Source organism: Priestia veravalensis (assembly GCF_001457055.1).
GTDB lineage: Bacteria > Bacillota > Bacilli > Bacillales > Bacillaceae_H > Priestia > Priestia flexa.
Window position 1 is genome coordinate 1 of sequence record NZ_KQ758664.1, and the last position, 14,061, is coordinate 14,061.

The following is a 14,061-nucleotide window of genomic DNA, read 5'->3' on the forward strand; positions in this document are numbered from 1 at the left end:
AAAGTGAATGGGCCATTCAAAACCAAGTGTTTATCGCACTGATTGTTTTTTGCCTAAATGTAATTGCGCAAATCGAAACAAAAAGTAAGCGAAAAACGCTACAGATTAGCCGTTTTTTAAGGGCTTCGTTATGGAAACCGGCACATATCTGGATACGAAAGATTAAAGGAAAAACCGTTCCTTAAAAATAAATTGTCGTCGTCGCACAAGTCTAATTGTACATAATTTCCAAATGGATGGAGCCACCTTTAATAAGGTATTTACTTTTTTGGCTCTAAACAGGAAAAAACATTAAACTGAAAATTGCGTCAACATTTATGCAACACTAGTGCCCCTAAAAATAAGAAGGCAAAACGCAGAAATTTTTATCATTTTTCACTATAATAGAATATAAAAATGAAAGAGCTGATGAGAATAGATGAACATTGATCGTATTGATTTACATATTTTAAAGGAGTTAACTACTAACGCTCGACTTTCCATGAGAGAACTTTCAAAATTAGTCAATCTATCAGCCCCTTCGGTTGCTGAGCGGGTTCGAAATTTGGAACAAGTTGGTATTATTAGCGGATACTCTGTCACTATTAATTGTGAAAAATTAGGGCTTCCTATTTCTTGTTTTGTTGAGGCAACAATTAAAAACGGTGAATATCGTCGCTTTAAACAATTTATCGCTACTTATCCATACGCTTTATTTTGTGAACGAATAGCTGGAAAAGCCTGCTTTATTACAAAGTTACAGCTTCCAAACCTTAAGGAACTTGAAAATTTCATCGATGAAGTTACTCCTTTTGCACATACTGTATCTCATATCGGTATTTCTCAAGTCGAAATGAAACCCGGCTTTATCGATTATCTTTTAAAAGAAAAATAAGTTAGACTATGACTACTTCAATTCTTTTCATAAGGCAACCTTACATATTAACATTTAATTGCAAAAAGACGTGATGGTATCATCACGTCTGAGGAGTATGAATGGAGACTAGTCATTTTATTTTCTTTATCTTTATGTATGCGAATTAAACAAAAAAATGCCTTTCAACCAAAAGGTGAAAGGACAATGAATTTTCCGAATAATGAAAGATTTCACAACCCTATCTTATCACTTACAAAAACATTTGTCTATTTCTATTTTTATTCATTTCATTTATATTGCTCTATCACGATAAAAGGGGGCTTCATCAATGAAAAGAACAAACAAAATGAGACTGGGACATAACGAAATGATTCTGTCTCAACAAAAGATATCTGAACGATCAAAAGTATTCAACTGTTGATCGTTCGGATAGATCATTAGCTGAAATGCTTATGTCCCAACCTCAGTAATCTATATAAAAGGTGAATCAAGAGACTGGAACGTACTTAACCTGTCTCTTTAATTCATCCTGAACATAGTTATTGATAGCTTTTTGTACAAGCTTTTGAAGGATTGGCTCTTTCGCTTCTTCAACTGTTTTAAATTCAGCGCTATATCCCGCTTTGTCAAAGTAGCCTTTTACATCTTCTTCGGATATTTTGTCTCGAAAGAACTGTTTCGATTGAAAATGAGCTTTAATGTGCTTCTTTACAACTTCTTCTGTAATGTCTAGCTCTTCATAAGCTTGCTCTCTAATTTTTTGACTATAGGAATGTTCAATTTCATTCCACAATTGTTCGGACTGTTGGTTCACCCAATCAGTATTGACAGCTTCTTCCCCTACGTACTTATCAACAATAAGCTGATAAAGAGCATCTTTTCGATAAGAAGAATCGTTCACCGGAGCATCCGGATCTAGAAAGCCTTGTACGGCTAAAAATTCTCGAAGTTCATCACTTGTAATAGGGTCACCTTTGTATATAGCGACCACTTTATTAGACGGCTGTTCATTGTTTAGTGTTGGAAAAACAACTTCTTCTGAAGCATTTACACACCCAGTAATCAACAAGACAGCGATTAAAAATAGAAATAGCTGCCGTGCTGTGTATATCATTCATCGTTGCCTTGCTGTTTCAACGTTAGTGAAAGGTTTATTTTTTTTCCGTTTCTGTAAACGTCAAGCTTTACTTTATCTCCAATTGCACGCTCCGTGTATAAATACTTGCGCAAGTCACTGGATGTTTTTACTTCTTTACCATCTATCCCTACAATGATGTCTTTTGATTGCAAGCCAGCTTCTGAAGCAGCTGAAAAAGGTTCAACTGTCGTAACCACAACACCGTCAGAAGTATCTTCTGTTAGGCCTAGCTCATTTTCTTTAATGGCAGTTGATAAACCTGCTACATCCTGTAGCCCCACTCCCATATATGGTCGATTAATTTTTCCATCTTTCATTAGCTTGTCAATAATAGGTTGAACATCTGCAGTTGGAATAGCAAAACCGATTCCTTCTACACCGTCTTCAGCAATCTTTAAACTATTAATACCAATTACTTGACCAGCAGCATTGATTAATGCTCCACCGCTGTTTCCTGGATTAATAGCTGCGTCTGTTTGAATAACATCCAAGTTCCATTCTCCAGCTGATGTTGTAATGTTTACCGTTCTCTCCGTGCCGCTTACAATACCTTGTGTGACTGTTCTTGAGAACTGCTCACCAAGAGGGTTTCCAATTGCAAGTACCGGTTCTCCGGCAACAAGTGAAGTAGAATCACCAAATTCAGCTACTGCCTCTACGTTTTTAGCATCCATCTCTAAAACAGCTAAATCGGTTAGCGGATCCGCACCTACAATTTGGGCATCCTCTTTCTTCCCATTTGATAACGTAACTTCTACCTTACTTGATCCTTCTATTACGTGGTTGTTTGTTACAACATACGCTTTGTTATTATCTTTTTTAAAAATAACGCCTGAACCTGTTCCAGATTCTGCTGTTTGCGTATCTCCTGAAAAGGGATTTGTTCGCTCTTGGATATTGTTTACGCCTACTACGGCTGGTGAAACTTTATCTACAACAGATACCAGGTCTCCTTGACTTACATTGGTGCTAATATTTTTTGTAGCAGCTGTAGTTGTAGCGCTTGTTGAAGTAGATGCGGTATTCGTTTGGCTTCCATCATTTGTGAACCCTAGGTGAGGTGCACTATATAATACAATTCCTCCACCTAACACAGCACCTGCAATGGACGATGCAAGAAATGGTAAAAACCTTCTTTTAGATTTTTCTTCTCTTACATGCTCAGACCGATAAGTTGGATATTCTTGTTTCATACCTGGTTCTTGTTGATATTCTGCATCGTATTGAGCTTTCATTTGGTCATTATTAGGTTGACTGTTATATTCACCATCATTGTTATTTTGATTAAAGTCTCTTGGTTCCATATAATTGGCTCCTTTACATTCAATTATGTTTTTCGTTATTTACACTATAAAACAAAAGTTTGGGATAAGTATCAAAAGAATATGGGAAATTGTGAAAAAATTTTTTCTGCTACCAAACACATAGTATAATAGCTTTGAATAGAAAGAGGAGTGTGTATAAAGTGAGCTTTACAATTTACTTAGTCGAAGATGAACAAAACTTAAATGAAGTTTTAACTCTTTATTTACAAAAAGAAGGCTGGTCTGTTACTTCATTTTCAAATGGAACAGATGCCAAAGCAATGATTCATACCCCTCCTAGTCTTTGGGTTTTAGATATCATGCTTCCTGATATCGATGGTTATCATCTCATTCGTGAAATTAAGTCTGCTACCCCTGATATCCCTGTGATTTTCATTTCTGCTAGAGATGCAGATATTGATCGAGTGTTAGGGCTTGAAATGGGAAGCGATGACTACTTATCCAAGCCATTCTTGCCTCGTGAGCTCGTTATTCGTGTTCAAAAACTTTTAAACCTTGTGTATGGTCAAAAACAAAAACACGAATCAACAATTGCTATCGGTCCCTATAGGTTAGACCTTCATACACGAACTGTATATGAAAACAATGAGCCTATTGATTTAACGTCAAAAGAATTTGATTTTCTTGTCACATTATCTAAAGACATAGGTCAAGCATTTTCACGCGAGCAGTTATTAAACTCTATTTGGGGTGAGGATTATTTCGGTTCAGACCGAGTTGTGGATGATTTAGTACGCAGAGTTCGGAAAAAGCTCCCACACGCTCGAATTGAAACAATTTATGGATATGGTTATCGGATGATGAGCACATGAAAAATCGATCTCTTGCTTTTCAAATTTGGCTTGTCATCTCAGGCATATTGCTAGTTATCTCACTTTTGTTAGCTACGTTGTTCCCAAGCGCACTTAGACAGTTCTTTACGGATGAAATTTATACAAGTATTGAAAATGAACAGCATATTTTAAAAGAATACGGGTTGCCTAGCCGGTCTGGTGAATATTATTTTAGCAATGACGAAAACGGGCCATCTTTACGAAACCGTACGGTAGACCACATTTTATTACCTGAAAATGTCGATATTTCCTACCTATCATCGCGTGTTCTACCTCAAGATTTTTTAAGACATGCACAGGAGCTAGCTCAAGATCAAGAATCAACTGTCGAAAGGTATGAAAAAGACCTGGGTAACCGAACGTTATTTTATGTAATTAGTAAAGTAATCATTAACGACCAGCCTGCATTTTTATTATCGTTTTCATGGGATACGTATCGAAATGCTTTAGCTTCCGCTTTATTTAAACAGCTATTAGTCGTAATGTCCATCGTTTTCCTTCTAAGCTGGATTCCTTCTATTTGGCTCGCAAAATATTTAAGCCGCCCTCTTGTATCACTTGAGAGACATGTTAAGCGAATTGCAGAGCAAGAATGGCACGAGTCTGTAACGTTAGATCGTACGGATGAAATTGGAAAATTAGGTTCTTCTATAGAACAAATGCGACAACGACTCATTCGAAAAGAAGAAGCACAACAAACTCTTCTTCAAAATATCTCACATGATTTGAAAACACCTGTAATGGTCATTAGAAGCTACGCTCAATCCATACAAGATGGTATTTATCCAAAAGGAGATTTATCCAATACCGTTCAAGTCATTGAAGATGAATCACTGAAATTGGAAAAGAAAATCCGTGACTTACTATATTTAACAAAGCTAGATTACTTATCTGCTCACCCTGTCAATCATGAGCCGTTTGCTTTGTCAGAACTTATTTGCGAGGTAGTTGAAAGGCTGCGGTGGAGTCGTACTGAAATCCAGTGGGATATTAGAGATGATAAAGTGACTATTGACGGTGATAAAGAACAATGGACCAAAGTTATTGAGAACATTTTAGAAAACCAGATTAGATACGCTGATTCATCTATTTCTATCTCTGTTCACAAAAGTTTCTATGAAGAGATGGACGTTGTAGAGTGTTGTATTGCCAATGACGGACCTCCTATCGAAGAGAACGTACTATCTACAATTTTTGAACCGTTTGAAAAAGGTTCAAAAGGAGAATTTGGCATCGGGCTCAGTATTGTAAAGCGGATTGTTACTATGCATAATGCGACAATCTCAGTACAAAATTTAGATAAAGGTGTTTCTTTCACTATTCGCATTCCAGTTTTACAAGCAAAGCCGTGACGTTTTTGCCACGGCTTTGTTGTTTATTTATTTGCAATTTCTTCCAGCTTATTAACTACAGAATCGTTTACTACGCGAGTAGAACCTAGTACTGTAAAATCCTTATAGCCGCTTAAAATATCAGCTGTGCCCGCTGGCAACTTGTCTGCATCTGTTAGGATAACTGGCACACCACGTTTTCCAGCTAAAATTGAGCCAGCTAGCGCATCTGGAAAATTAGTTCCCGCTGCAACATAAGCTTGTTTTGTATTGCCAAGCAGGTTCGTCACAACTTTTTGATTTGTTGCATAGCGATGTTCTCCTGCATATCTTACTCGGTTAGCTGGAAGAGAATTGTAAACTGTTGCATTTACTACCTGTTCAGAACCAATAACAATAGCTTCTGCTTTTCCTTCAAGCACTTGTGCTGTAGCTGCAGGAATTGAAGTTGGCCTTGTTAGTATAATAGGAATTCCTTCTTTCGCTGCATATGGAGCTACTGATAGAGCATCTGGGAAGTTTTGTCCATTCACTACAATTACTTTCGAAGAATTTATTTGTTTAGCAATTGCCGCTGACGTCTCAAAGCGATCCGCTCCTCCTAAACGCTGGACTTCCTTAGCACCTAACTGCTTAATTTCATCTAATACTGAATCTCGAATAACCCTTGAACTTCCTAATACAATTACTTTTTCAGGCTGTAAACGCTGGAGCTCTGCTTTTACAGTTGGATGCAATTCATGACCTGTTGTTAGTAATAGTGGAGCATTTTCCTGAACTGCAAGAGGAGCTCCTGCTAGCGCATCTGGAAAATTCCCTCCCGCTGCAATGACAACTGTTCGAGCCGTAGTCCACCCTTCTCTTGCAATTTCTGCAGCTGTATCATATCGTTCTGGGCCTGCTAAACGCTTTGCTTCACGGTTGTATTGCTGCGTGCGCTCTACATTCGGATAATAAAAACGTAAAATTTGATCATAGGTTTGACCAGCTTTGGCACGATAATAAGCTCCGTATTGACTCATTCCTACACCATGACCATATCCTAGACCTTTTAGTACCGTTTCTTTATCAGTAGCATTTTGTTCAGTCACATAGTAACTTTTAATAAGGTTTACCCCAATAATTGGACGAATATCAGAAGACTTTACATTATTTAAGCTCAATGTTTTCACATTAAGTTTCCCCTCTGAATCAACATCGTCTTTTACAATAAACTTGACTTCTAAGCTTCCTTTATTATAACGATTACTAGTATTCTTTTCAGTGAACTCTAGCTTTGGAATTGAGAGAACCTTAATTTCTTTTCCTTTATAATCTTTTTGCTGTAAATAAGTTTTGATATTATCAGTAATTTCCTTATCATTTTCTTTGATAGTGCTCCACCAATTTTTATAATGAACTAAGTCTAAGTTCTCTATGTCTATTTGCTGCTTTTTCACCGTTAAATTCCATGGATGTTTTGGATCATATGAATCGGTTTGAATTGGTAAATAAGGAAGCGGTGAGCCTGACCATGCATTAGCATTAGACTCCGTAACTCCACCATTACTAGATGAATAAAGTGCGCTGATTAATTTCCCGTTATATGTAAGTGTCTGACCATATGATTTTTCAACAGCTGCATTCGTATTAGCGTAGACTGTTTTTCCACCATATACTTGATATTGAATGGTATCATTAATTGTTTTGTTCAAATGCCCCATTGCATATGTGCGTGCTGCAATAGCTTGTGCAGTTAATGACTCTACAGGCCAACTTGGAATCATTTCGTTAGGAACGACTCCCTTTAAATACTCTTCCATTGATACATGATTAATTGGTAGTATATATTCGTTACCTTCAATCACAAAATCAAAACTCCCACTATACACTCTTCCTTCAATACGCGTTTCTGCTGTTTGATTAGTGTATAGCTTAAAGGTTGTATCTTCCTTTAATTTGGTCGTTCCTTTATATAAAGAAATTTTCCCTTGTTCTACCTTTAAGAGATAGGTCTGATTAGCTTCTAATCGAACTCCTTCATAAGATGTCGCTGCATCTTCTGATGTTTGAATTTGAATTTCCTTTTTGTTTTTCAAATAATTTTTAAGCTGGACGCTTACAGTTGGGTTTGTTTCAGCTTTTGCGTTTACCACGGAATAGCTTGAGCTAAGCATGAACATAACAACTAAAGCAGCGATTACTTTTTTCATACGTTCCTCCTCGACATAAATAGATATATGAATCTTTTAAACTATTTATCGGACACAAGGAGATTTTTTTTAATCCCTTTTATCTATATTTTTTAAAAAGAATAAAAGGAATTACAAACTAACACAACTTTAATATCTAAAAAATATGACAGAAAATACTCTATTTTTTTACTTTTCATCATAAAGATTACTGATTCAAAAATAGGGAATAAAATTAATATACGTTTTTTATTATTACATATGGACATTCATTATAGATTGAGGTTTTAAAGGAGTGCTTTATAGATGACAGTTGAACAAATACCTTGCAGTGTATCAAGAGTTGTAAAATCACAGCATATCTTCCCTAATGATTTAAATAATCACTATACGTTATTTGGAGGGAAAATTGTAGCCGATATGGACATGATTGCATCATTATCTGCTACAAAACATTCAAGAAAACCGTGTGTTACAGCATCGATTGATCACGTCGATTTTATTGAACCTGTGACGGAAGAAGATTTCATATCATATGAGTCTTTTGTTGTACTAACTGGCAAAAGCTCAATGATTATCTTTGTAAAAGTAATCGCTGAGAATTTAATTACAGGTGTTAAACGAATTGCAGCGACTTCTTTCTTAACGTTTGTTGCTTTAGAAGATGGAAAGCCTGCTACTGTACCAAAGGTTGTAGCTCAAACTGAAGAAGAAAAAAGCCTACAAGCGATCGCATTAGAACGCAAAAATAATAAGCGTACACAAATTGAACAAAGTAAATCCGTAGCAAAAATTCTTTCAAAAACATTGCGCAGTAGTAATTGAAAAGAGTCTCCATTTGGATGGGGACTCTTTTCAATTACTATGTTCAAAATCATGAATAACTTCTCTTATTGCTTTTCCTCGTTTAACAAACTATCAGCGAATACCCCCATAGCTTCTTTTAAAAATTCAGCTAAACCTTCTCCGAATTGGTCAATGTTCTTTTGAAAGCGTTCATCTTGAATATATAATTCTCCTAACCCTTTAAATGCTTCTGGGGAATACGTCGTAAAATTACGATTCAAGAAGTGAAACCATTCTTGTATAGCTTTTTGAACCGATTCTGATGATGGTGATTGATTCATCAGCTTAGCTATCTTTTTATAAATCTCATTTGCTTCTGCTGCTAAATCTGCTTGTTCGCCTTTCGTCATACCTCTAACTTTTTTATTCGCTTCGTTTACTTTTTCGTTTCCCCATCGCTTTTTAGCTTCTTCTTCATAAGGATTTTCACTAAAATCAAACCCTTCAAATCTTTGCTTATTAGTCATTGGTTTTTCTCCTTTCATTGACTTAATCGTTTGTTCAGTCATGGCAATCATACGATTAAGTCGATTCCTTTTTTCAATTAGAAGCTGTTGATGCAACTCTAACGCTTCTTGTTTATTAAAGGAAGGATCATAAATGACTGCTTTAATTTCTTTTAACGAAAGCCCTAGTTCTTTAAATAATAAAATTTGTTGCAGCATCTCTAAATCATCTTCAACATATAGCCGGTATCCTGATTCAGTTACCTCAGTAGGCTTCAATAAATCAATATCATCATAATGATGAAGGGTGCGTATACTAATACCCGCTAAGCTAGCTACTTCCTTTACCTGCATAGCCATTTTCAATCCCTCCTCTTAATTAGTAACGATAAAGTATGACGTAGCGTGAGAGTCAATATTTTTCATCATTACTATTCATTGACTTCCCCTTTTTATGACTGAATTCAAAATAAAAAGCACTTTTATCAAGTGCTTCTACTTCTTATTATAATAGATTTTTAAATTCTCTAGCTCGTTAGCAGATTTAAATTTTTTATTCGTCGAAATTTGATGGTTTGAAAACAGCTTTTTTATTTCTTCACTATTTTTCCCAAGTAGTGTTGTCAGATTAGTCATCATTTGAAGATATTGTTCATCGGTTATTTGCTGAGTTGCATGGAGGCAGCTTCCTACTAAATAAGCTAGAGCTGAATTATCTATATTAATGGTAATATCTACTTTTGCGTTTCCACTATCACTTACTAAGCTTTTCATGATAAACCTCCCCGTACTAACCGCTATTCACTCTTCATTAACCTAAGCGAATTTTCACTAAATTCGCTTACTAAAGAGTCCCCCTTAGATTAAAAGATTAGGCCGCTATCAGACTGATCTAGGCTCTGCGACTGTTTTGATCTTTTTCCTTGCCCTAGGTTAATATTAACGTTGGAGTTTCCACTGTTGCTAATGATATTTTTGTTTCCATCCTCATTATTTGCGCCCCCACTTGGACGAAAATTTGGATTTATTCGTGGCCTTCTGCGCTGGTTATTCATCATAACATCCCCTTCCTAATTATGTTTAATACTTATGTTCTACTATATGTAATGGGAATTTATCACGTATAGGTGTTTGTCTTAGGACAATCGTGGAGTTTTGTCCTAAAGTTTCTAGATACAAGCCTGTTTTCTATCAAGAAAAAGAGACAGCCCTACCTGGCTGCCTCTTTATACTACCGTTCGACGCTCTAAATTAAATACGTTCACTCGCTCATCGTCGAATCGGCTTAGCAGAGAGTCTACCCCATATTCTAATGCAAAAGCTCGCTCATTTTCAGAGATTGGGACTGCTTGTAAAAACGCAACCTTTTTATCTGATAGCTCAATCGTAGAAAATGTATCCCATAAAAATGGCGGAATCAATAAAATATGCTGCATATGAAGGCTATGATCGAAAGAAGTAATAATATCTTTATAAATTGCCCCTGGAAAGATTGAAACATGTGACTTCATCATATGAAATACACACTTGCTTAAAATTTGTGGGAAGGGTGCAAATGAAGAATGACATGCTCCTACAATTTCAATGCGAAGTGGAATACCGCCCACCGTGTATCCTGTTGGACAATGATACCCTCCCAACGTTGCATATGCTGTTAAGTCTGAACGGGGGTGATTGCCTGTTGCTAAAACATGTACGCTGTGTTTTTTTCTCTCATCCTCAAATTCGTCAATACGATCTTTCCCTCCAAAAACTTCAACTGCTTTATGTATAATTTGTTCATCATCTTTTGAGTAATTAGTCATCAAAAAGCCTCCTTGCTATCAAGCTTACAAAGCCTCTACTGTACAGGATATACTACCAAACGAAAAATCGATAGCGATGCGATAATTTGTGAACAAAATGTTATCTGTTCGTAATATATCTCTTGGAAATGATTTTCACAATCGCTATTTCATACTCCTTCTAAACTATAGGCAAGTTCCCAATCAAAAGAAACTGAATATACTGTGCTAGATAAATTGAGAATTGAACATGTGATATTATTTCCCGTTGCCTTTACACACTGGTCATGTCTCAGATATTTGTGGAATATAGATAAAAACTCACTCTTATTCTTTCGGGAGGATTATTTCATGACTGAACATTTATTACTAGCCTTTGGTTTAACATTAATGGCAGGTCTCGCAACAGGAATAGGAAGTATTTTAGCTTTTTTTGTATCTACAACGAATACAAAATTTCTATCAATTGCACTCGGTTTTTCAGCTGGCGTTATGATCTACGTATCCATGATTGAAATTTTTGTAAAAGCACAGGATTCCCTTGTAGGAGCACTTGGTAAAGTATCTGGAAATTGGGTAACGGTTGGTGGTTTTTTTGCTGGAATGCTCTTGATTGCAATGATTGATAAATTTGTCCCAAAACAAGGAAACCCACATGAATTAAAGACCGTAGAAGACATGAAACAACCAAGAGTGAAAGACACTGCTCTTTTAAAAATGGGAACATTTACTGCTTTAGCAATTGCCATTCATAATTTCCCTGAAGGAATTGCTACGTTTACGTCGACTCTTCAAGATCCTTCTTTAGGAATTGCTATTGCAGTAGCAATTGCTATTCATAACATCCCTGAAGGAATTGCCGTTTCCGTACCCGTTTATTTTGCAACAGGTGATAAGAAGAAAGCATTTAAACTCTCTTTTTTATCAGGTCTTTCAGAGCCTCTAGGAGCTATTGCTGCATATTTTTTACTCATGCCTTTTTTAAATGACGTTATGTTCGGGGTTATCTTTGCCGCAGTGGCAGGAATTATGGTCTTTATTTCTTTGGATGAACTTTTACCTGCTGCTCAGCGATATGATGAGGCTCACCTTTCTATTTATGGACTTATCGGCGGAATGGCTATCATGGCCATTAGTCTTCTTCTATTCATATAGAAAAAGAGTTTGGGACATAACAAAATGATTACTTCTAAAAGACGAACACTAGCTGTTCCCATCTCTTTGATTTGTCTCAACACGTTCGTTCCATTGCGCTACGGTCACTCGCTTTCCGCAGGAGTCGAGTGACCTACGCTTCATTCCACCCTGTTTCCAACATTGTTTTCACAATCAACCAAAAAACCTGAACGATTAAAAGTTATGAACTCTCAATCGTTCAGGTATAGTAAGGACTGAACTACTTATGTCTCAGTCTCTTTTTCTTACGGTTGAATAATTTGTAACTTCTTAGGATACTTCGTTAACGTTTTATTTCCATCTTTCGTAATAACTACATCATCTTCAATACGTACTCCACCAATGTTAGGGATATAAACGCCTGGCTCAATGGTATAAACCATGCCTTCTTTTAGTATGTCATCATTCGTACGGTTCATAGAAGGAAATTCGTGTACACTAATTCCTAATCCGTGACCTAGTCGATGTGGAAAGTATTCTCCGTATCCCGCTTCCGAAATAAGGTTACGCGCAATCATGTCTAAGTCCCCAATTCTTGTACCGGGCTTTGATGCAGATAAAGCAGCTTCTAACGCCTTATTAACCGTCTCATACATATGCTGTTGTTTTTCAGTAATTTCGCCAAATACCACTGTTCGCGTAATATCTGAACAATATCCATCTAACACAACGCCTAAGTCAAATAAGACCATGTCACCTTTTTTTAGTGTACGTAGCCCAGGATTGCCATGAGGATCACCCGTTTTTTCTCCAAATAACACCATCGTAGAAAACGACATCTCGCGAATACCTTTTCGCTTTAATTCATATTCAATTTTAGCAAGAACGTCCATTTCCGTAACGCCTTCTTTTAAAGCAGATACACCTACTTCAACACCATAATCAGCGAGAGCTGCTGCTTCTTGTAAAATGTCAATTTCAGCTTGCGTTTTCACTACCCTTAATTCGTTCATTTTTTCTTCTACGCTTTCAAATACAACATCTTGATACAATGTTTTTAACTCTTCACTTCGCAGGAAAGATAGCTGCTCTTTTTCCACTGCTAAACGACCAATATTATTAATTTCTCTTTTATGTAATGCGGCACGAATTAGCTCCCAAGGGTTTTCATGATCTTCATATCCAACAACATCATATTTCCACCCTGCACTTTTTGCTTGATTAACTTCCATAAAAGGACAAACAAGTACAGGTTCAGTATTTGGAAATACAAATAGGCCTAAAAGTCGTTCATGCGGATCCGTATAAAAATTTGTTAAATAAAATACATTTTCTGTTGAAGAAATAAATGCAGCATCATAGCTTTTTTCAGAAAGCCAAGAAGCCACGTTGCTTAAGCGTTCATTCATCGCATATAACTTCCTTTCTTAATCTTTTAAAGTTATTATACCATAATTTCACTACTTTCTCGACTAGTGAAACAACGTCTTTAGGCACAAAAGAAATTCTAGTTTATATACTATTTTGTACTGATTCGCTAGGTTGAATAATTACTTTTTTAAGCCATTGATTATTATACTGATAAATAAGATGGTAATCCCCTCCGGTAAAATATTGCTCCTGGAACATCTCTTGGTTTTTTAAAAATCCAGGGTCACCAATAAAATAATGTCCTTCGTTTAACCTAAATGTTTGAATAAACGAACTTATTCCTTCTTCATCTACATCATCATCAATGACTATTTCAACCGAGTTGCCATTGCTATGAAAATCAAATTCACCTGTTTGATTAAGCCGTACGACTGGTACATTAAACTCGCCTACTGTCAAAAATTGTTTCATTCCCTTCAAAACTTCAGATTCATGATCATCAAATAACAGGTAGTAGTTAAACTTATCCCCATCTGCCTGAAGTATGTTTGCAATTAGCTCAAAATGCTCTTTGCTTTGCTCATCATCAAACATGACAACGAATGACTCGTGATAAGATACCATTTGAAAAGGCGTCATTATCTTCTCTTTAAATCGTAGCATCAATTGTTCACAGCGCTTTCCCGTCACTTTTGCTCCTTTAATTGTTCCCACTCCATATGTTTTCCAGTGTGAAACAGCTTTTTGTGGAATAACGACTATATTTGAAGATGATACGTATAAGCTCATTTCCCCATCTCCTTTGCCATTCTGCATTTTTTCACCTTTTACTAATTAGAGACTT

14 protein-coding genes and 1 pseudogene are annotated in these 14,061 nt (G+C 36.3%); 6 read left to right on the forward strand and 9 right to left on the reverse strand.

The window, feature by feature from the left end:
• Together AS180_RS14125 and AS180_RS14130 are read left to right on the forward strand one after the other, a co-directional pair.
• Nucleotides 1-185, forward strand: a pseudogene (locus tag AS180_RS14125) (IS4 family transposase); the annotation flags it as partial.
• Nucleotides 186-418: 233 nt separating this feature from the next.
• Nucleotides 419-874, forward strand: coding sequence for an Lrp/AsnC family transcriptional regulator (locus tag AS180_RS14130; RefSeq protein ID WP_025910809.1), 456 nt, complete (start codon nucleotides 419-421; stop codon nucleotides 872-874).
• Nucleotides 875-1,343: 469 nt separating this feature from the next.
• On the opposite strand, the gene AS180_RS14135 is transcribed toward AS180_RS14130, so the two are convergent.
• Both AS180_RS14135 and AS180_RS14140 read right to left on the reverse strand, forming a co-directional pair.
• A complete protein-coding gene (locus tag AS180_RS14135; protein WP_025910808.1) occupies nucleotides 1,344-1,970 on the reverse strand; it encodes a hypothetical protein in 627 nt (208 codons plus the stop codon).
• Nucleotides 1,967-3,187, reverse strand: a complete 1,221-nt coding sequence (locus AS180_RS14140; RefSeq protein ID WP_025910807.1) for a S1C family serine protease — start codon at nucleotides 3,185-3,187, stop codon at nucleotides 1,967-1,969. Before AS180_RS14140 ends, AS180_RS14135 begins: the two co-directional genes overlap by 4 nt.
• Nucleotides 3,188-3,459: 272 nt before the next feature.
• Between AS180_RS14140 and AS180_RS14145 the strand changes: the two genes are divergently transcribed.
• Both AS180_RS14145 and AS180_RS14150 read left to right on the forward strand, forming a co-directional pair.
• Entirely contained in the window at nucleotides 3,460-4,131 is a 672-nt protein-coding gene (locus tag AS180_RS14145) for a response regulator transcription factor (RefSeq protein WP_025910806.1), read from the forward strand.
• Nucleotides 4,128-5,504, forward strand: coding sequence for a sensor histidine kinase (locus AS180_RS14150; RefSeq protein ID WP_025910805.1), 1,377 nt, complete (start codon nucleotides 4,128-4,130; stop codon nucleotides 5,502-5,504). The genes AS180_RS14145 and AS180_RS14150 overlap by 4 nt, the downstream gene beginning before the upstream one ends.
• Before the next feature lie 23 nt (nucleotides 5,505-5,527).
• Here the strand turns inward: AS180_RS14150 and AS180_RS14155 are convergent, their stop codons facing one another.
• Nucleotides 5,528-7,675, reverse strand: a complete 2,148-nt coding sequence (locus AS180_RS14155) for a SpoIID/LytB domain-containing protein (protein ID WP_062686960.1) — start codon at nucleotides 7,673-7,675, stop codon at nucleotides 5,528-5,530.
• Between the two features lie 285 nt (nucleotides 7,676-7,960).
• On the opposite strand from AS180_RS14155, the gene AS180_RS14160 reads away from it, so the two are divergent.
• Nucleotides 7,961-8,479, forward strand: a complete 519-nt coding sequence (locus AS180_RS14160; protein WP_025910803.1) for an acyl-CoA thioesterase — start codon at nucleotides 7,961-7,963, stop codon at nucleotides 8,477-8,479.
• 65 nt (nucleotides 8,480-8,544) lie between these two features.
• Here the strand turns inward: AS180_RS14160 and AS180_RS14165 are convergent, their stop codons facing one another.
• The 4 genes from AS180_RS14165 to AS180_RS14180 form a co-directional block, all read right to left on the reverse strand.
• Nucleotides 8,545-9,306 carry a MerR family transcriptional regulator gene (locus tag AS180_RS14165; protein WP_061786028.1) on the reverse strand — a complete coding sequence of 254 codons (762 nt, stop codon included), beginning with the start codon at nucleotides 9,304-9,306 and terminating at the stop codon, nucleotides 8,545-8,547.
• Between the two features lie 135 nt (nucleotides 9,307-9,441).
• Nucleotides 9,442-9,720, reverse strand: a complete 279-nt coding sequence (locus AS180_RS14170) for a hypothetical protein (protein WP_025910801.1) — start codon at nucleotides 9,718-9,720, stop codon at nucleotides 9,442-9,444.
• Between the two features lie 89 nt (nucleotides 9,721-9,809).
• The gene (locus AS180_RS14175; RefSeq protein WP_061786027.1) at nucleotides 9,810-10,004 is read right to left on the reverse strand and encodes a hypothetical protein; all 195 of its coding nucleotides are present in this window, start codon (nucleotides 10,002-10,004) and stop codon (nucleotides 9,810-9,812) included.
• Nucleotides 10,005-10,172: 168 nt separating this feature from the next.
• Complete coding sequence (locus AS180_RS14180; protein ID WP_061786026.1) at nucleotides 10,173-10,751, reverse strand: suppressor of fused domain protein; 579 nt, start codon at nucleotides 10,749-10,751, stop codon at nucleotides 10,173-10,175.
• 330 nt (nucleotides 10,752-11,081) lie between these two features.
• On the opposite strand from AS180_RS14180, the gene zupT reads away from it, so the two are divergent.
• Nucleotides 11,082-11,885: a zinc transporter ZupT gene (gene zupT / locus AS180_RS14185; protein ID WP_025910798.1), complete on the forward strand. Its 804-nt coding sequence runs from the start codon at nucleotides 11,082-11,084 to the stop codon at nucleotides 11,883-11,885.
• A gap of 266 nt (nucleotides 11,886-12,151) precedes the next feature.
• On the opposite strand, the gene AS180_RS14190 is transcribed toward zupT, so the two are convergent.
• The gene (locus AS180_RS14190) at nucleotides 12,152-13,255 is read right to left on the reverse strand and encodes a M24 family metallopeptidase (RefSeq protein ID WP_062686961.1); all 1,104 of its coding nucleotides are present in this window, start codon (nucleotides 13,253-13,255) and stop codon (nucleotides 12,152-12,154) included.
• Between the two features lie 103 nt (nucleotides 13,256-13,358).
• A complete protein-coding gene (locus AS180_RS14195; RefSeq protein ID WP_025910796.1) occupies nucleotides 13,359-14,006 on the reverse strand; it encodes a hypothetical protein in 648 nt (215 codons plus the stop codon).
• Nucleotides 14,007-14,061 lie beyond the last annotated feature (55 nt).

Coding starts and splice junctions, on each gene's coding strand:
- AS180_RS14130 (WP_025910809.1), top strand. CDS start 419: ATGAACATTGATCGTATTGATTTACATATTTTAAAGGAGTTAACTACT.
- AS180_RS14135 (WP_025910808.1), bottom strand. CDS start 1,970: ATGATATACACAGCACGGCAGCTATTTCTATTTTTAATCGCTGTCTTG.
- AS180_RS14140 (WP_025910807.1), bottom strand. CDS start 3,187: ATGAAACAAGAATATCCAACTTATCGGTCTGAGCATGTAAGAGAAGAA.
- AS180_RS14150 (WP_025910805.1), top strand. CDS start 4,128: ATGAAAAATCGATCTCTTGCTTTTCAAATTTGGCTTGTCATCTCAGGC.
- AS180_RS14155 (WP_062686960.1), bottom strand. CDS start 7,675: ATGAAAAAAGTAATCGCTGCTTTAGTTGTTATGTTCATGCTTAGCTCA.
- AS180_RS14160 (WP_025910803.1), top strand. CDS start 7,961: ATGACAGTTGAACAAATACCTTGCAGTGTATCAAGAGTTGTAAAATCA.
- AS180_RS14165 (WP_061786028.1), bottom strand. CDS start 9,306: ATGGCTATGCAGGTAAAGGAAGTAGCTAGCTTAGCGGGTATTAGTATA.
- AS180_RS14170 (WP_025910801.1), bottom strand. CDS start 9,720: ATGAAAAGCTTAGTAAGTGATAGTGGAAACGCAAAAGTAGATATTACC.
- AS180_RS14175 (WP_061786027.1), bottom strand. CDS start 10,004: ATGATGAATAACCAGCGCAGAAGGCCACGAATAAATCCAAATTTTCGT.
- AS180_RS14180 (WP_061786026.1), bottom strand. CDS start 10,751: ATGACTAATTACTCAAAAGATGATGAACAAATTATACATAAAGCAGTT.
- zupT (WP_025910798.1), top strand. CDS start 11,082: ATGACTGAACATTTATTACTAGCCTTTGGTTTAACATTAATGGCAGGT.
- AS180_RS14190 (WP_062686961.1), bottom strand. CDS start 13,255: ATGAATGAACGCTTAAGCAACGTGGCTTCTTGGCTTTCTGAAAAAAGC.
- AS180_RS14195 (WP_025910796.1), bottom strand. CDS start 14,006: ATGAGCTTATACGTATCATCTTCAAATATAGTCGTTATTCCACAAAAA.